Annotated in this window: 1 pseudogene; it reads left to right on the top strand. The window is 36.1% G+C overall.

Going from position 1 to position 474, the window contains the following annotated elements:
* A pseudogene (locus BZK24_RS08265) lies at positions 1–474 on the top strand (lytic transglycosylase domain-containing protein); the annotation flags it as partial.

Below are 474 nucleotides of genomic sequence, written 5' to 3'. Positions count from 1 at the left end.
AATTCAGAAAAAAGCCCTGATGTTAAATTGCCTGAAGATATTTATTGCAAACAAATTACTCTAGAAAGCATGTTGGAAACAACAGACACTTTCCAAGCAAGCTGTATCGCTATCGCTTTAAAATCAAAAATCAGAGATTTTGATAAAATCCCCCTTCAAACTCTTAAGCCCTTACAAGCTAAAATCAAAGAGGCTTACCCCGTTCTTTATGAAGAATTAGAAATCTTGCAAAGTAAGCATGTGAGTGCTTCTTTGTTTAAGGCTAATGCGCAAGTGTTTAGCGCGCTTTTCAATCATCTGAGTTATGAAAAAAAGCTCCAAATTTTTGAAAAGCATATCCCTATTAAAGAGTTAAACCGCCTTTTAGATGAAGATTACCCGGCGTTTAACCGCTTGATCTATCAGGTTATCTTAGATCCTAAATTGGATCATTTTAAAGATGCTCTGGCTAAAAGTAACGCTACCCACAGCAAC

It is taken from the genome of Helicobacter pylori (assembly GCF_001998165.1).
Lineage (GTDB): Bacteria > Campylobacterota > Campylobacteria > Campylobacterales > Helicobacteraceae > Helicobacter > Helicobacter pylori_DL.
The sequence above is the reverse complement of the archived record's forward strand: the minus strand, read 5'-3'. Positions and strand labels throughout refer to the sequence as shown.